The sequence below is a fragment of the Nostoc sp. TCL240-02 genome, from assembly GCF_013343235.1.
GTDB lineage: Bacteria > Cyanobacteriota > Cyanobacteriia > Cyanobacteriales > Nostocaceae > Nostoc.
The window spans coordinates 3,404,897-3,419,917 of record NZ_CP040094.1; the positions used below are offsets into that span (position 1 = coordinate 3,404,897).

Annotated in this window: 13 protein-coding genes; 7 read left to right on the forward strand and 6 right to left on the reverse strand. The window is 40.4% G+C overall.

The window, feature by feature from the left end; all coding sequences use genetic code 11:
• Positions 1 to 134: 134 nt before the first annotated feature.
• Entirely contained in the window at positions 135 to 1,754 is a 1,620-nt protein-coding gene (locus FBB35_RS14515; RefSeq protein ID WP_174710203.1) for an AAA-like domain-containing protein, read from the forward strand.
• A 101-nt stretch (positions 1,755 to 1,855) separates the two neighbouring features.
• The gene (locus FBB35_RS14520; protein WP_174710204.1) at positions 1,856 to 4,549 is read left to right on the forward strand and encodes an AAA-like domain-containing protein; all 2,694 of its coding nucleotides are present in this window, start codon (positions 1,856 to 1,858) and stop codon (positions 4,547 to 4,549) included.
• 37 nt (positions 4,550 to 4,586) lie between these two features.
• Here the strand turns inward: FBB35_RS14520 and FBB35_RS14525 are convergent, their stop codons facing one another.
• Both FBB35_RS14525 and FBB35_RS14530 read right to left on the reverse strand, forming a co-directional pair.
• Positions 4,587 to 4,757, reverse strand: coding sequence for a hypothetical protein (locus FBB35_RS14525; protein ID WP_174710205.1), 171 nt, complete (start codon positions 4,755 to 4,757; stop codon positions 4,587 to 4,589).
• Positions 4,758 to 4,770: 13 nt separating this feature from the next.
• Positions 4,771 to 4,935 carry a hypothetical protein gene (locus FBB35_RS14530; RefSeq protein ID WP_254625947.1) on the reverse strand — a complete coding sequence of 55 codons (165 nt, stop codon included), beginning with the start codon at positions 4,933 to 4,935 and terminating at the stop codon, positions 4,771 to 4,773.
• Positions 4,936 to 5,260: 325 nt separating this feature from the next.
• On the opposite strand from FBB35_RS14530, the gene FBB35_RS14535 reads away from it, so the two are divergent.
• Complete coding sequence (locus tag FBB35_RS14535; RefSeq protein ID WP_174710207.1) at positions 5,261 to 5,569, forward strand: NIL domain-containing protein; 309 nt, start codon at positions 5,261 to 5,263, stop codon at positions 5,567 to 5,569.
• A gap of 77 nt (positions 5,570 to 5,646) precedes the next feature.
• Here the strand turns inward: FBB35_RS14535 and FBB35_RS14540 are convergent, their stop codons facing one another.
• Together FBB35_RS14540 and FBB35_RS14545 are read right to left on the reverse strand one after the other, a co-directional pair.
• Positions 5,647 to 6,324, reverse strand: coding sequence for a response regulator transcription factor (locus tag FBB35_RS14540; RefSeq protein ID WP_012407592.1), 678 nt, complete (start codon positions 6,322 to 6,324; stop codon positions 5,647 to 5,649).
• A gap of 329 nt (positions 6,325 to 6,653) precedes the next feature.
• Positions 6,654 to 7,109, reverse strand: a complete 456-nt coding sequence (locus FBB35_RS14545) for a ferredoxin (RefSeq protein WP_174710208.1) — start codon at positions 7,107 to 7,109, stop codon at positions 6,654 to 6,656.
• A gap of 379 nt (positions 7,110 to 7,488) precedes the next feature.
• Here FBB35_RS14545 and groES point away from each other — a divergent pair, with 379 nt between their 5' ends.
• The 4 genes from groES (at position 7,489) to FBB35_RS14565 (ending at position 12,796) form a co-directional block, all read left to right on the forward strand.
• Positions 7,489 to 7,800: a co-chaperone GroES gene (gene groES, locus FBB35_RS14550; protein ID WP_174710209.1), complete on the forward strand. Its 312-nt coding sequence runs from the start codon at positions 7,489 to 7,491 to the stop codon at positions 7,798 to 7,800.
• 106 nt (positions 7,801 to 7,906) lie between these two features.
• On the forward strand, positions 7,907 to 9,541 hold the full coding sequence (gene groL, locus FBB35_RS14555) for a chaperonin GroEL (protein WP_174710210.1): 1,635 nt from the start codon (positions 7,907 to 7,909) through the stop codon (positions 9,539 to 9,541).
• Between the two features lie 96 nt (positions 9,542 to 9,637).
• Complete coding sequence (locus FBB35_RS14560; RefSeq protein ID WP_069071442.1) at positions 9,638 to 10,078, forward strand: hypothetical protein; 441 nt, start codon at positions 9,638 to 9,640, stop codon at positions 10,076 to 10,078.
• Between the two features lie 12 nt (positions 10,079 to 10,090).
• Positions 10,091 to 12,796: a ParA family protein gene (locus tag FBB35_RS14565; RefSeq protein ID WP_174710211.1), complete on the forward strand. Its 2,706-nt coding sequence runs from the start codon at positions 10,091 to 10,093 to the stop codon at positions 12,794 to 12,796.
• Between the two features lie 71 nt (positions 12,797 to 12,867).
• On the opposite strand, the gene FBB35_RS14570 is transcribed toward FBB35_RS14565, so the two are convergent.
• Positions 12,868 to 13,098: a type II toxin-antitoxin system HicB family antitoxin gene (locus FBB35_RS14570; protein ID WP_174710213.1), complete on the reverse strand. Its 231-nt coding sequence runs from the start codon at positions 13,096 to 13,098 to the stop codon at positions 12,868 to 12,870.
• Positions 13,099 to 13,281: 183 nt separating this feature from the next.
• Positions 13,282 to 14,997, reverse strand: a complete 1,716-nt coding sequence (gene ureC / locus FBB35_RS14575) for an urease subunit alpha (protein WP_174710215.1) — start codon at positions 14,995 to 14,997, stop codon at positions 13,282 to 13,284.
• Between the last annotated feature and the right edge of the window lie 24 nt (positions 14,998 to 15,021).

Below are 15,021 nucleotides of genomic sequence, written 5' to 3' on the forward strand. Positions count from 1 at the left end.
AATGTACCAGTAGGTCGGGTTATCGGCTACCAGTAAGTTGTTTAGAAAAAAGAAAAAAGTAAAAACTAGCTTCGATTCCGTAAATTGCAATAATATAGCCAAATTCGTCATAATTTCTGGATATTTATCCGACTATGCCAACTTTGCCAGCACCCAGCCAAAGCGCTAGATTTTTTATTAGCTACCGCAGCCAAGATCCAGACTTGAGCCTTGCCAAGGATTTTTATGAAGCTATTAAAGCTGCTGGACACGAAGCATTCATGGCAGGCGAGAGTATTCGCTTAGGGGAAAAATGGCCTCAGCGCATTGATGAAGAACTACAACAGTGTGATTACTTTTTGTTGCTGTTGTCTGAGCGTTCGGCAACTAGCGAGATGGTGACAGAAGAGGTGAGACAGGCTAAAGAGTTACGGGATGGCAGCGATCAGCATAAGCCGGTGATTTTGCCTATTCGCGTTAACTTCCCTCGGAGTGCGCCACTGAATTACGATTTGCGGGGTTATTTACAACAGATTCAGCAGCAAGAGTGGAAGTCGGCTGCTGACACTCACAGAATTTTACAGGAAATTTTTAGTTTAGTGCCAAACGGGAATGTAGAAAGATTAGCAGAGTGCCAGAGTGGGGAATTGGGAGGCGAACAATTATTTTCCCCCATTCCCTCATCTGCTTATCCTCCTTTGCCAGTGACAAAACCAGTATTGCCTGATGGACAGATGAATTTAGCTGAAAATTCGTCTGATTTGAACGGTTTGTTAGATCCAGAACTATCCCCAGAACTGGAATTTCCGTTTTTCGATCAAGCTTTTTATGCTGATTGTTACAAAGAAGTGAAGAAGCCAGGGGGATTAATTCGGTTGAGAGCGCCTTTGCAATGGGGTAAAACCTACTTAATGAGCCAGATTTTGGATTATGGAACTCAGCAAGGCTATAAAACAGTACGGTTAGACTTTCAAGAGCCAGAAAAAAAATTATTCAATACTTCAAAGCCTTTCTTGCAATGGTTCTGCGCCAGCATAGCCAGAGAATTAAATCTATCAGAGAAACTAGCTCAGAAGTGGAAAGTTACAGTGAACACCAACATAGACTGTACAAAATACTTTGAAGAATATTTGTTGCCAGCAATCAATAGTCCGCTAGTTTTGGGATTAGATAATATTGATGTCATATTCTCTTATCACATAGCTAGTGACTTTCTTGCATTACTACGCGCTTGGTATGATAAGCGCACAACTAACCCTATTTGGAAAAAGCTCCGGTTGGTAATAGCCTATTCTAAAGAAGATTACATTCCTAGAGATAAGAATAGATCACCGTTAAATGTCGGGAAAGGTATTGAAATACCAGAGTTAAATCGGCTACAGGTGCAAAATTTAGCACAGCGCCTCCAACTCCCTTGGAATGAAGAGCAAGTTGCCCAACTAATGGCGATGGTTGGTGGGCATCCTTGGCTGGTGAAGGAGGCGCTGTATAAAATAGCGTGGCGTGAACTAACATTGAAAGAACTATTGAAAATTGCTCCCACACAAGAAGGCTTATACAGCGATCATCTGCTTCGCCATTGGTCAACATTGCAGGATAATCCAGAACTACTTGCAACTATGAGACAAGTAGTTGCTGTCAATACCCCAGTCAAAATAGACCCAGAGAAAGCGTATAAATTATGGTGTATGAGACTAGTAAAATACACGGGTGATGATGTTATGCCCTTGTGTGATTTGTATCGGTTTTATTTTCGCGCTCGCTTTGACTTTTAGTGATGATTTAAAATTTCCTAGAAATTTCTCCTAAATCCTCTTTGCAAGCAGAGAGGAAAGCCTGAGAATGATTTAGTGTGCAACTGCATTGGTAATAACTCATGAATCCAGCACCTAACCCAAACTATGAATACCAAGTTGGGGGTACTTTACTTCCTGATTCCCCTACTTACGTCACGCGGCAGGCAGATGAGGACTTATACAAAAAGTTGAAGGCAGGGGAATTCTGTTATGTCCTAAATTCGCGGCAGATGGGTAAATCGAGTTTGCGGGTAAGAACCATGCAAAGGTTGCAAGAAGAGGGAACTGCTTGTGCTGGTATTGATCTTACTTTGATCGGTACTCACAATGTTACTCCTGATGAATGGTATGCAGGTGTGATTGACAGACTGGTTAAGAGTTTAAAACTAAATGATAATTTTGATTTAGACCAATGGTGGAAAGCACAAAAAGTACTGCCTTCATTACAGCGATTAGGCAAGTTTATTGAAGAGGAAATGCTAACCGCTATTCATCAAAAAATTGTGATTTTTGTAGATGAAATTGATAGCGTTCTTAGCCTAAGTTTTTCGACTGAAGATTTTTTCGCTTTGATTCGAGCTTGCTATAATCAACGTGCTGATAAGCCAGAATATCAACGCCTCACATTTTGTCTTTTAGGAGTAGCAACTCCCTCTGATTTGATTCAAGATAAACAGCGTACACCTTTTAATATTGGTCAAGCCATTGAACTCAAAGGTTTTGATGTAGATGAAGCCGAGCCTTTAGCTATGGGATTAGTAGGTAAAGTCAGTAATTCCCAAGAAAAGCTAAAAGAGGTTTTGGAATGGACTGGTGGACAACCTTTTCTTACCCAAAAAATTTGTCAATTTATTTTAGATGATGAGCAAAAATTGTCTGTAGAAGAATTAGTACAATCGCGGATAGTCCAACATTGGCAATCTCAGGATGATCCAGAGCATTTGAGGACAATACGCGATCGCATTTTCAGCAACAAGCAGCCTGCGGATCTGTTGCTTGAATTATATGAACAAATTTTACGAAAAGGAGAAATTGAAGAAGATAATAGTCCGGGGCAAATAGAATTGCGCCTGTCGGGATTGGTAGTTAAACAAAATGGCAAGTTAAGAGTTTATAACCGCATTTATAAGTTTGTTTTTGATAACAACTGGGTTAATCAGGCGTTAGCAAATTTGAGACCTTATGCAAAGGAATTAGAAGCATGGCTAGAGTCTAATCGTCAGAATAAATCTCATCTCTTGCAGGGGACGAAATTACGACAAGCTCAAGCATGGGCAGAACATAAACAGTTACTTGCTGAAGATTATCAATTTTTATATGCTAGCCAAGAATTAGCAACACGAAAGCAACAGCGCCTTGTCTTAGGGCTTGCTCCATTACTACTAATTTCAGTACTTGGGTTGTCATACTGGAAATTATCAGAAAACAATTCAGTTACTAACAATCCGCCAGTCCCAACACCGTCAACAACGGAACAACCAAAACAGCCACAGCCAGGATCGCCATCTTTGATTAGCGAAGGTAAGTTTACTTTATTTGTTAGAAGTGAAAATCCAAGTCTTACTCAGGCTTTTGAAGCTTTTCAAAACAAGGATTATACCCAAGCTCAAGTTGTTGACTTTTTTCAAAAAGCTAGACAAGCCTTTCCTTACGATCCAGAGTTGCGAATTTATTACAACAATGCTAGAGCAGATCAACAAGGTAATCCACTAACTCTGGCAGTGGTTTTACCAGATACTAATAAAGAAGCAAATATTTCTAAAGAACTATTGCGAGGAGTTGCACAGGCACAAAATAATTTTAACAGTTTAGATGGAGTGAATAAGCGATTTTTAAAAATTGTAATTGCCAATGATAGCAGCGATAAAACTCAAGCTCAAAAAGTTGCTGGAGAGCTAATTAAAGATCAAAATAAAAAGATTCTAGGAGTTATTGGACACTATACTAGTCCAAATAGTCAAGCGGCACTACCTCAGTATGAAAGCGCTGGTATAGCAATGATATCTCCAGGAAGTACAAGTACCTCACTAAATAGCAGAGTATTTTTTAGAACAGTACTTTCTGCTAAAGTAAATGCCGCCAAGTTAGCAAATTATGCTAGCAATCAAGACTATAAAAGAGTAGTTATTTTCTACAATCCTAATGATACTTATAGTAATAACGTAAAAGAACAGTTTGTAAGCTCATTTAAAGATAATAATAATGAAGTTATACGTACTATAAATTTGGCTAATGCCTCATTGGATATATCTGCCGAAATTTTAAAAATTAATGACCAAGATCAAGCACATGCAATTGTTCTGTTTCCGAATACAGAATTAACTTCGGTGGCACTTGCAATTGCTCGCGCTCAGGGAAGCAAAAAATTGCCTCTGCTAGGAGGAAATTCTTTGTATAATCCAGACACTTTGAAATCAGAAGCTTTTGAAGGTTTGGTTATATCTGTAGATTGGTTTGCAGAAGAGCAAAACTCAACAAAGTCAACAAAATTTGCAGAGGAAGCTAAGGGAATGTGGGGAGGAAGGATTAGCTGGCGCACAGCTACAGCTTATGATGCGACTCAAGCTTTTATTAAAGCTATATCTATGTCTAATAATCCCACACATCAAACGGTTTTAAAAAACCTCAAATCTCAAGATTTTTCTCTTCCAGCAAACGAAACTTCAGGGTATCCACTTCGTTTTAATAAGAAAGGCGATCGCCAACAAGAACCTGTTCTTGTCAAAGTAGTTAGAGGTAGCGATGATCTGTTTAAATTTGAACAAGTTAAGTAACGAAGAAATTTATCGTAACTCCAAAATAAGCGATCGCTCATTCTCCAGACGTGAGATTATCTAAAACTTGCTGAAATTCTGCTGTGGAAGGAATTGCGATCGCACTCTTAACCCAAAATAGGCGATCGCTTCCATTACACAATTTACACTGATGGAGTGTTAATTTATTGTATCTAAAAAAATCAAAGGTTGTGTCAACACCACTCATCCCTAATTTGCTTCTAATATTCCAAAGGGTCTTGAGTTAGTTGAATTACACCTGCATAGTGGTTTAAATAAAACTCTTGTTTTTGTTGTGATTGATGAGCTTCTAATATCTTCTCAATTTGCTGCCAGTCCTGATAATCAATTAACACTGCTACCGGACGCATGGCTTCATCAGTCACAATTTTTTTCTTAAAAGGTAGCATGATTTTGTATATCAGATACAACGTTTTACAATATTGATCGTAACTCCAAGACAGAAAATTGATGATGGCAACTTTTCCAGGGTAAGAGGATCTCAATCAGGCTTGACACAAGGAATCAGAATAATCTAGCTAGAATTGGCTAGTTTCACGCCAAAAGATGCGATTGACCTACTTGTATCTAGATTAATGGTTTGCAAATGTAAATACTTTCTTGCTTGCCTACGTGGGATAAGTGACGCTAGTGTTAAAAGAAATCGTGCAAACTAAAACCCTCATCCTAGAAGTCGAGTAGGAAGCTCGAATGGCAATTCCAAATAAAGAAGTAAAATCTAATACAGATATTTTAGAGAATAGACGCACCCAAACTCGCATCCAGGTTCGTATTCCTAAAGACTTGCATGAGGAACCAGTCATTTCACGACTGGTTTCTCACTATGGGATCACAGTTATTATTGCTGATGCTCAGGTAAGCGCAAACGTGCCACAATATAGCTGCTTCGATCTGGAACTGCGAGGTACTGTTTCTCAGATTGAAAGTGCCCTAACTTACCTAGATGAACTGGATTTAGAAGTTTTGCACCAATCCAGCCCTGAAGAAGATGGTTGGTAAATTGAGTTCTCAGTCCTGAGTTATGAGTGCTGAATCAAAAACACTCAGCACTCAGCACTCAGCACTCGTTACTGATTTTAGGCCATTTGATTTTCAATCGCCCACCGCGCTAGTTCAGTGCGGTTATGGAGATTGGTTTTGCCCAACATATTGGACACATGGCTTTCAACCGTGCGCTGACTAACATTTAGTTCTTCAGCAATTTCCCGGTTAGCTAAACCCCTAGCGACAAACTGGACTACTTTCAGTTCGGTTGGGGTTAATTGCACATCGAAGGGAACCTGGATGCGGGAACCGTTTTCGCCTCCTTTTGCTTGGTGTTCTTTCCAACGGATAGTTTGTTTCAGCGAGGATTCAACTTGGGCTACAAGTTCTTCTGGTTCAAAGGGCTTGACCATATAAACATCAGCACCTTTATTCAGACCCTTAACTCGGTCTGCGCTTTGTCCCTTAGCTGAAAGGAAAAGAACCGGAATCCAACTGGTGCGTTCGTTTTGCCGGACTTGTTCCACAAAAGTATATCCGTCCATTTCCGGCATCATCACATCGCAGATAATCATGTCTGGAACATCTTGCTCTAAAATTTCCAGAGCTTCACGTCCATTCTCGGCGGTGATGACTTCGTATCCCCGGAATTCTAAGTAATCCTTCACCAGCAAGATGAGGTTAGGGTCATCATCAATCAATAGAAGTCGTTTGTGATCTTTCATGCTGGGCTCTTTCATAGCAGTGGCACTTGTCGCGCTTCGGTCCATCAAAGTCTTGAATATTTATCCTCTATGGTGGGTTATTTCGAGATGTTGTCCTTTTTCCTACTTAACTTGCCTTTGCTGTCTCGAAGTCTCAAAAATGCCGAGCATTTTCAAGAGACTAATAGCTCGATAGCAAAAGTCCAGCAAGGATACGTATAGCAGTAGTATCTATAATGCGCTATTATATATCGCATTGAAAGTGGCGGGCGAAAAAACACTGATTAAATAATAATCCTTCTGACTCACAAGTAAGTATTGGCTTAAAGATGACCCTACCTCAAAACCAACCCGCACTTTCTTAAAGCTTACTGCTGTTCCATATCCTTCGGTTGTTAAGCCTCAATGAGGTGTTCACAAGAAACTAGGGAAGTTTCTGGCAAAGGATGGTTGAAAAACGCATATTCTTTTACCACCTTATTGCCTGTTAAGTGTTCTTGGATGATCCGCTCAATAACTTCCAGGTTTGCTTGGCGATACCAGACACCATCAAGGTAAACCACTATTATGGGTCTAGAAGAACAAACGCGCAAGCAGTTGGCTTTAGTTCTGTAGACGCATAAGGAATAATTCTGTTGCGACTCATCAAGTTTTAACTCTTTAAGTCGTTCTTTTAAGTATTCCCAGGATTCCAGACTAGCTCGTTTTGAGCAGCAATTAACAATTGTCTGGTCAGCGCAAATAAAAATGTGTCGCTGAATTTTTGCAAGTCCAAAACTTTCTACACAATTACTCAGGGCTTTATATTCTAGATTAGTGGCTTTGGGGATTTGATGGCTTGACTGGATCACTGTATTGTTACTTATCGAGCAGCTCCTTGATTACAGTTCTATAACAATTTCCAAGCTTTGCAAATAAAGTTGACTGAGAAGAGAATGGGGCATTGGGCAACTTGTACTGAGCAGAGCCTCTCGAATATAAGTATTGGGGATTGGGAAAACTCTTCACTACTCCCGACTCCCGACTCCCGACTCCCTACGACCATATAAAAATATACGTAACTTACAGAACAGAACCCGAAGGATATAAATAATTAGGCATTAATACTTAAGTACATCAACGATCTTCTAGTTCGGGAACCCGTACTCAAGGAATTCTTGCCATTGGATGCCAATTTTAGGTAAATTAGCACTCAGGGGTTGAGAGTGCTAATCTCTGGAGAAAATAATTATGGCAGCTTTATCTTTAAGCGTTTCTACAGTTAAACCTTTGAGCGATCGCGTTTTCGTGAAAGTGAACGCCTCAGAGGAAAAGACCGCAGGTGGTCTGTATTTGCCCGATACCGCCAAGGAAAAGCCCCAGGTAGGGGAAGTAGTTGCCCTTGGTCCTGGTAAGCGTAACGAAGACGGTAGTCGTCAGGAATTGGAAATTAAAGTCGGCGATAAGGTGTTGTACTCCAAGTACGCTGGCACTGACATTAAGCTCGGCACCGAAGAATATGTACTGCTTTCTGAAAAAGATATTTTAGCAGTTGTTGTTTAGTGGTCATTGGTCATTAGTCATTAGCCAATGACAAAGGACAAATGACGAAGGACAAATGACGACGGACAAATGACAAAAGACAAATGACAAAGGACAACTAACAATTATGGCAAAGCGCATTATCTACAACGAAAACGCCCGTCGCGCCTTAGAACGAGGCATTGACATCCTGGCTGAGGCTGTAGCTGTTACCCTTGGCCCCAAAGGTCGTAACGTAGTCCTAGAAAAGAAATTTGGCGCACCGCAAATTGTTAATGACGGTGTAACGATCGCTAAAGAAATCGAATTAGAAGACCACATTGAAAACACTGGCGTAGCTTTGATTCGTCAGGCTGCTTCTAAAACCAACGATGCTGCGGGCGATGGCACCACAACTGCTACCGTTTTAGCTCATGCGATCGTCAAAGAAGGCTTGCGGAACGTTGCAGCTGGTGCTAATGCAATTTCCCTGAAGCGTGGTATTGATAAAGCTACTGCCTTTTTGGTAGACAAAATCAAAGAACACGCCCGTCCAGTGGAAGATTCCAAAGCTATTGCCCAAGTTGGTGCAATCTCGGCTGGTAATGACGAAGAAGTCGGTCAGATGATTGCCCAAGCAATGGACAAGGTAGGCAAGGAAGGCGTAATTTCCCTAGAAGAAGGGAAATCTATGTTTACCGAGTTGGAAATCACTGAAGGGATGCGCTTTGACAAAGGCTACATCTCTCCTTATTTCGCTACCGACCCTGAGCGGATGGAAGCGGTTTTTGATGAGCCTTTCATACTGCTGACCGATAAGAAAATCGCTTTGGTACAAGACCTTGTACCAGTGTTAGAGCAAGTAGCTCGTGCTGGTCGTCCTTTGGTAATTATCGCTGAAGATATTGAAAAAGAAGCTTTGGCAACCTTGGTAGTAAACCGTTTACGCGGTGTACTAAACGTGGCTGCTGTTAAGGCTCCTGGCTTTGGCGATCGCCGCAAAGCACTACTAGAAGATATCGCCGTTTTAACTGGTGGTCAACTAATTACCGAAGATGCTGGTCTGAAGCTAGATAACACCAAGCTGGATAGCCTGGGTAAAGCTCGCCGGATCACCATCACCAAGGACAGCACTACAATTGTTGCCGAAGGTAACGAAGCTGCTGTTAAGGCTCGTGTCGAACAGATTCGTCGTCAAATCGATGAAACCGAATCTTCTTACGACAAAGAGAAATTACAAGAGCGTCTTGCTAAACTCTCTGGTGGTGTTGCTGTCGTGAAAGTTGGTGCAGCGACTGAAACCGAAATGAAAGACAAGAAACTGCGCCTAGAAGACGCTATCAACGCTACTAAAGCTGCTGTGGAAGAAGGTATCGTTCCTGGCGGTGGTACAACTCTGGCTCACCTTGCTCCCGACTTGGAAGTTTGGGCAAAGAGCAATCTTAAGGATGAAGAGTTGATTGGTGCGTTGATTGTCGTTCGCGCCTTACCTGCACCTCTGAAGCGGATTGCTGAAAACGCCGGTCAGAATGGTGCTGTGATCGCTGAACGCGTCAAAGAGAAAGAATTTAGTGTTGGCTACAACGCTGCAACGAACGAATTCGTCGATTTGTTAGCTGCTGGTATTGTTGACCCTGCTAAAGTGACTCGTTCTGCTCTGCAAAACGCTGCATCTATCGCTGGTATGGTGTTGACAACCGAATGTATTATAGTTGACAAGCCTGAACCAAAAGACGGCGCTCCTGCTGGCGCTGGTGCTGGTGGCGGCGACTTCGATTACTAATATGTAGTTGCATAATTTGTAAAACAGCTGCTTCCATGTGGAGGCGGCTGTTTTTTTGTGTCAAGATTCAGGTGTTTCAAACGACAAAATAACAAAATGGAAGATTACCAAGCCGCTTTTATGCAACGTCACCTTGATACTGAAATATTATGTAGAAAAGAATCGGAAAGAAGAGTAGCCGCTATGCACTTTGGAGGTGTAACCATTGAGTGTTTATTAAAAGCAATGATTTTTGCTACCTTAGCAAAGGGTGCAACTCAGGAATGGAAGACAGATTCTACTAATCCTGGGCATACTATTACTAATCCGGGACATAGTTACATAGAAGCATTAAATCGGCACAATCGACTTAAATCTAGAATTGCTAATTTTCCTGAAGTGCGAAAATGGCTTAATGAAGTGGAAAATCCAAATAGCCAAAATTTTATAGATATGCGTTATTGTGGCCTTGAGCCTGATGATGAAAGTTACAAACGCTGGTTAAAAGCTTATCAGAATCTCAAGGGGTGGTTACAAAAGCAAGCTACTCAACTTTAAAGAGGTGGTCAAATGCAAGAAAATTGGCAGGTTTTGCTAAAGAAAGAAATTGCAAACCAATATGTGCATAATTCACAAGAATGGGTTGATTTAAATATTTCTACATCAGGTTTATTGAATTTGACTATTGTAAGCGATCGCTTTATTAATTTATCTATTCCTCAAAGGAAAGAACAAAGTTTTAATTTACTTAAATCACAAGTTCCTCATTTATCTCCTGGGTTTATTTCCTTATATACCCCTCAAGAAGCAGATTCACTAAATCTTTCAGCACCGCAGGCTTTTAATACAGCTTCAGTACAAACTTGGCAAGATTTAGCAATTCAAGCAGCAAATCCGCAAAATAAAACTCAACTTCCCCAGCTTGAACCCAGTTTACCCAGAACCGTAACCTTTTATTCCTTTAAAGGAGGAGTAGGTCGAACTACTGCATTAACCCATGTTGCTTCAATTTTGGCAATGCGTGGTCTTAAAATCGTAGCTGTGGATTTAGATTTAGAAGCACCAGGCTTAAGTACAGCATTCAATCTCAAGCCACAACCAAAATATGGAATTGTTGACTATTTTTATGAGCGTTCCTACTTATCGGAAGGAATAGAACCGATTATTTCAATTGCAGAAATATTTGGTGAAGTGAGAATACCTAATGCTACAGGGAGATTATTTGTTGTTCCTGCTGGTTTTCTTAATCTTGATTATGTTTCTAAGGTTGATGATCTCCATGCTACTACTGTTATTGATGGAGATCAAAGTCTTTGGTCTGTTTTTAAGCGTGAAATTTACGAACAATTAAAACCTGATATTATCTTAATTGATTCAAGAACTGGAATCAATCAATGGGGAGCGTTATCATTAATTCAAGCAGCTGATGAAGCAATTATTTTCCTTTTTCCTAATGAGCAAAACAAACAGGGAATAGAAGTACTTTTACAATCCCTAAAAAGTCTCAGAAATATATCAATTAATTTTGTTTTTTCTCCTGTACTTGATAGTGATCATAAAGCTGTTTTATCAAAAATAACTGATATTTGGGAATCATTGCTGAACACAATGAAGACAGAAACAAATGAAAATGATGAAGCAGATGAAAATGAGTTGGATTTAGACAATTATCAAATTTCAATAGAAGAACCTTTAGTAGTTCCTTACTTTACACCAATTGCTTTCCCTGATATCCCTGACTTTTATAATAGGCAATGGACACAATCTTACTACATAAAAATTGCTAACTTAATTGATGAAAAAACTGATGAGATCAAACGTAGCAATGTTTTAAATACAATAGATCATCGATGGAATATTATTGAAAGTCTGCAATTCCCTGAAGTAAATGCTGCTGATCCAAGACAAGATTTGAATCTATTATTTCAGCGTACTACTGATTTTGAAAGATTTTTAGACGATACAACCTGTTTAATTAGAGGGCGAAAAGGCACAGGAAAAACTGCACTTTATTGGCTTTTTCTAAAACACAAAAGTGTTGCTCAAAAACTAGCTCATGGACGGTTAGATAATACTGTATTTTTGTCAGCACATGGAAGATTTCAGGAAAGTCGCCCATCTCGTGATGAATTTCAAATCATCCATCAAACTTTACAACAAAATAGAAGCACATGGGAAGCTTTCTGGAGAGCTTATTTACTACTTAGATGTCATCAAGAAAATTTGTTTAACTTTCCTAAAGGAAAGAAAAGTACAAAGTATAGTGAATTGAGAAAAATTATTAATAATTTACCCAAAGAAAGATGGCAGTCTGAATCTACTCAAGTTTTGTTACAATTATCTACTAACTCTGAACTACGGCTCATCGTCAAAGATACCATAGATATTCTGCTTAATGAAGAAGCCAAAAATAATTCTCAAAAACTGTGGTTTCTTTACGATGATTTAGATGAAGATTTTCCTGAAGTAGGAGGAATAAGACAGCAAGCACTCACTGGATTATTTCAATTAGTTCAATCTTGTGATGCTAACAGATTAACAGAAATTAGATTTAAAATTTTCTTGAGAGAAGATATATGGAATCGTTTAAGTTTCGACAATAAAAGTCATTTTACTGGACGGGATATTATCTTACAGTGGACTAGGATTGATTTTTTACGATTAGCACTTCGTCAAGCAATACAATCTGAAGATTTCAAGAATTTGGTTGACCGTATTTCTCCTGTCGCTTTTGAAAGTATTGATCAAGCTACAGAAGAGGCAATTGATAAAGCCTTAGAATTACTGTGGGGAAGCCGTCGCCGAGGTGGAAATAGAGCTAAAAATGTATCTCGATGGGTTTATGAACGATTAACAGACTCAAGTAGCACTACTTTTCCTCGGAGTTTAAGTATATTACTGAAAGGAGCAAAAGAACAAGAACTAAGCTACAAGGGACAATCATCAAGCAAATTTCGTACAGACCGCCTACTTCAAGGGAAATCCTTAGAATTTGGTTTGAAAAAAGCATCACAAAAGCGGTGTGAAGAAATTAAAGAAGAATACCCTGATTTGACTAAATTTTTTGATTCTCTTAAGGGGAAATTAGCCTTCTTATCTAAAGAACAGTTACAAACAGTATGGCAAGAGTCAGCACATGATATAGCAGACTTTGAAGAATTTGCTTCTTTTTTAAGTGAAATTGGCATTATTGAATGGCGCGAAAAAGAGAAACGCTATAAGGTTGCTGATATCTATGTATATGGTTTCGAAATGGATCGTAGAGGTGCGGTATAAAAATGTTTTAGGTTTTTAAGATTTTGATAATCTTTCTGTAGCTAAGCCCAGCTAGCCGTCCCATTAATTGACTACTGACCTACAACTAAAGGATAGTTAAATTGTTCAGCTATTGGTTGCAAATAATCTAGTTCTTCATCCTGATATTGTTCTTCTAATAACTTACGCGCTACATCACGGGCAATTTCTAAAGTTTCAGCAACAGTCCGTCCTTGAGCTACTAAACCTTGAAGCTCATCAGATGTTGCTAAATAAACGCCTTCAGGTAATTTCTCAATGTGGATGTTTAGCAATCTTTCCATTATTGTATGTAGATGTTACTATTTGGAGCGATTTAATTCTTATCGTATCGCTTTTTAGAACTACAGCGATGTCTACGACGGGCTGCGTCTACACACTTCCACTTTCCCATAAAAACCTTGAGCCAAATTAATCCTGACCGATTTCTAAGGACTATCGTAATCAGTAAGTTGCTCACTTATGAACTAAAACAAAAAGTACCTTTGCGCCATTGGTAAAACTGTCGCAGGTTCACAAATCAACAACTCACTATCTGCCCTGACTTGGTATGTTTCGGGATCTACTTCAATGTGGGGTAGTGCATCATTCAGCTTCATATCACGCTTGCTCAATTGGCGTGTTCCAGAAACGGCTACTGCTGCCTTTTGTAAACCTAGCTGGCTAGGAATTTCGTTCTCTAAAGCTGTTTGTGAAACAAAAGTTAATGATGTGGCATGACGCGCCCCTGCAAAACTACTAAACATTGGGCGCATATAAACTGGTTGCGGTGTGGGAATACTGGCGTTAGCATCGCCCATTTGCGACCATGCAATCATTCCGCCTTTAATCACTATCTCTGGCTTAACGCCAAAAAACGCCGATCGCCACAAACATAAATCTGCTAATTTTCCTTCTTCTACTGAACCGACATATTGAGCAATTCCATGAGCGATCGCAGGGTTAATTGTATACTTAGCAACATACCTTTTTGCTCGAAAATTGTCTGCTTTTTGCTCATCTCCCTGTGGGTTAAGAATTCCCCGTTGCACCTTCATTTTGTGAGATGTCTGCCAGGTGCGAATTATCACTTCGCCTACCCTTCCCATTGCCTGAGAGTCGGAGGAAATCATGCTAAATGCACCTAAGTCGTGCAAAATATCTTCGGCGGCAATGGTTTCTCGGCGGATGCGAGACTCGGCAAAAGCAACATCTTCAGCGATCGCAGGATCGAGGTGATGGCATACCATCAACATATCCAGGTGTTCGTCTAAGGTGTTGAGGGTATAAGGGCGTGTGGGGTTAGTGGAAGATGGTAAAACGTTGGCTTGACCGCAAACTTTGATGATATCTGGTGCGTGTCCGCCGCCTGCGCCTTCGGTGTGGTAAGTGTGGATGACGCGATTTTTGAAAGCTGCGATCGTATCTTCGACAAATCCGGCTTCGTTCAGGGTATCAGTATGAATCGCTACTTGTACATCATAAGCATCAGCAACGCTGAGGCAAGTATCAATTGCTGCGGGTGTGGTTCCCCAGTCTTCATGGAGTTTTAATCCCATTGCACCGGCGGCTACTTGTTCTATAAGTCCTTGGGGTTGACTGGCGTTACCTTTACCCAAAAATCCTAAGTTGACGGGGAAAGCATCAGCAGCTTGCAGCATTCGGTAAATATTCCAAGGGCCGGGGGTGCAGGTAGTGGCATTTGTACCTGTAGCCGGGCCAGTACCGCCGCCAATCATGGTGGTAATACCGGAAGCGATCGCAACTTCAATCTGTTGGGGGCAAATAAAATGAATATGGGCATCAATCCCGCCAGCAGTGAGAATCATTCCTTCACCAGCTAAGGCTTCGGTTCCGGGGCCGATAATAATATCTACATTGTCTTGAATATAAGGATTTCCGGCTTTACCAATTTTGAAAATCTTGCCATCTTTAATGCCAATATCCGCTTTGACAATTCCCCACCAATCGAGAATTAAGGCATTGGTAATTACTAAATCTACAGCACCATCGGCGTTAGAAATGGGGGATTGTCCCATTCCGTCTCGGATGACTTTACCGCCGCCGAATTTTACTTCGTCGCCGTAGTTGGTGAAATCTTGTTCAACTTCAATAAATAATTCTGTGTCTGCAAGTCGGATGCGATCGCCTACTGTGGGCCCGTAGGTTTCGGCGTAGGCGCGGCGATCCATTCTGTAAGGCATATAACTTTTTTTTAACGCAAAGGG

What these genes read in the sequence shown, in the direction of transcription:
- FBB35_RS14515 (WP_174710203.1), top strand. Translation starts at nt 135, where the DNA reads ATGCCAACTTTGCCAGCACCCAGCCAAAGCGCTAGATTTTTTATTAGC.
- FBB35_RS14520 (WP_174710204.1), top strand. Translation starts at nt 1,856, where the DNA reads ATGAATCCAGCACCTAACCCAAACTATGAATACCAAGTTGGGGGTACT.
- FBB35_RS14525 (WP_174710205.1), bottom strand. Translation starts at nt 4,757, where the DNA reads ATGAGTGGTGTTGACACAACCTTTGATTTTTTTAGATACAATAAATTA.
- FBB35_RS14535 (WP_174710207.1), top strand. Translation starts at nt 5,261, where the DNA reads ATGGCAATTCCAAATAAAGAAGTAAAATCTAATACAGATATTTTAGAG.
- FBB35_RS14540 (WP_012407592.1), bottom strand. Translation starts at nt 6,324, where the DNA reads ATGGACCGAAGCGCGACAAGTGCCACTGCTATGAAAGAGCCCAGCATG.
- groES (WP_174710209.1), top strand. Translation starts at nt 7,489, where the DNA reads ATGGCAGCTTTATCTTTAAGCGTTTCTACAGTTAAACCTTTGAGCGAT.
- groL (WP_174710210.1), top strand. Translation starts at nt 7,907, where the DNA reads ATGGCAAAGCGCATTATCTACAACGAAAACGCCCGTCGCGCCTTAGAA.
- FBB35_RS14560 (WP_069071442.1), top strand. Translation starts at nt 9,638, where the DNA reads ATGGAAGATTACCAAGCCGCTTTTATGCAACGTCACCTTGATACTGAA.
- FBB35_RS14565 (WP_174710211.1), top strand. Translation starts at nt 10,091, where the DNA reads ATGCAAGAAAATTGGCAGGTTTTGCTAAAGAAAGAAATTGCAAACCAA.
- FBB35_RS14570 (WP_174710213.1), bottom strand. Translation starts at nt 13,098, where the DNA reads ATGGAAAGATTGCTAAACATCCACATTGAGAAATTACCTGAAGGCGTT.
- ureC (WP_174710215.1), bottom strand. Translation starts at nt 14,997, where the DNA reads ATGCCTTACAGAATGGATCGCCGCGCCTACGCCGAAACCTACGGGCCC.